A 1,525-nucleotide genomic window follows, 5' to 3' on the forward strand; every position below is an offset into this window, starting at 1 on the left:
AAAAAAATAAAAAGACCTCCTGTTGGAGATCTCTCATTTAAGCATATCGAGGGACATCATAACGCCCGAACCACTGATAACGATGACTTGAGAACCATCTATATAAAGGAGAGCCGACACGGTTCATTCCGGGCAGATACAAGATCAGGCCTAAGATGGAAACGGGAGGAAGCACAAGTAATAAGTGGCTAATCGTAGCAAAACCTTGCTTGATTTCTCCCTCTTTCGTAAGCATATGAATCTCATCTAATGTGTTTCGTCCTTCTAGGTATGGATACTTTCCCGCCTTCTCCACTTCCTGAACTGACACCCATTTCACTTGATTCAGCCAGTCAAACTTACGGAATATTCTTTTCACCTGGAAACAAAACGGACACTGCGCATCATAGAAAACGACGTGCTTCATATCTTCATCCCCCTTTGATCAATGATTATTTTCAGAAGCCATTGTAACTTTTACCCATCCCCGCACACCGTTTACCATCCAAATTTCTTCGAATGCTTCGATATCTTTTTTGTATAGAATTTTTTCCCTAACGACTCGTTCTTCTAACAGTTGCTCTCTGAAGGTACCTGCTAAAAGGCCTGATTTCACTGGAGGAGTATAATAATTGCCATTCATTTTGACTATGAGATTCGCAAATGTGAACTCCGTCAACTCCCCTCTTGAATTCCATAACAAGACTGAGAATGACTCCGGATTGTTATGTTCCTGATACATGTCCCTATAAGTCGTTTTATGATAAAAGAAGGGGTTCATCTCATCTATCGGCCATTTTGCGAGTGAACAAGTTACTTCCTTGGGCGGGTCAATGGATACTGCTTCAAAACTGGGATTTCCTGAAGAATCGACCATCATCCGCAATTTAAACTGTCCTTGCTTATATCCAGCAGCGATCTTTTCAAGTTCCTCGCGTAACTGATGAGGGTCAAGAGGATAATCAAAATAGTTTGCGGATTGAGCGACTCTCTTCAAATGACGATCCACCAATGGAATTTCCCCATCTTCAATCTTCATCGTCTCTAAAAGCTTAAAGCTTGGTCTTTTTTCGGAAAGAAGTCGGGCTTTTGTATGAATTTCCTCATATTCTCCTTTTGCAGTAGAATCCCATGTCACTCCGCCCCCTGTGCCATAAACAGCTTTTCCAGAGTCATGTTCTATCATGACCGTGCGAATCGGTACATTGAATACAGCTTCGTTATAGGGCGTCATATAACCGATTGCACCACAATAGACCTCTCTCGGGGAGTGTTCCAGTTCTTGGATATACTCCATTGTCCTGACTTTCGGGGCTCCTGTAATTGATCCACAAGGAAAAAGCGCCTGGAATATTTCCAGCATTGAGTTGTTTTCCTCTAATTTCCCCTGCACGGTAGAAGTCATTTGATGAACTGTCGGATACGTTTCTACTTCGAACAAGCAAGGCACTTTCACAGATCCTGGGACCGCTACTCTCCCAAGGTCATTTCTTAATAAATCAACAATCATTAAATTTTCTGAGCGTTCTTTTTCTGATGAATACAG

At 42.0% G+C, this 1,525-nt stretch carries 2 protein-coding genes; both read right to left on the minus strand.

What is annotated here, in order from left to right; genetic code table 11:
- Window positions 1–37: 37 nt before the first annotated feature.
- Complete coding sequence (locus LD39_RS15330; RefSeq protein WP_035549124.1) at window positions 38–406, minus strand: thiol-disulfide oxidoreductase DCC family protein; 369 nt, start codon at window positions 404–406, stop codon at window positions 38–40.
- Between the two features lie 18 nt (window positions 407–424).
- A partial coding sequence (locus LD39_RS15335; RefSeq protein WP_035549127.1) for a chorismate-binding protein occupies window positions 425–1,525 on the minus strand: 1,101 nt, incomplete at its 5' end.

The organism is Halobacillus sp. BBL2006 (genome assembly GCF_000786645.1).
Lineage (GTDB): Bacteria > Bacillota > Bacilli > Bacillales > Halobacillaceae > Halobacillus.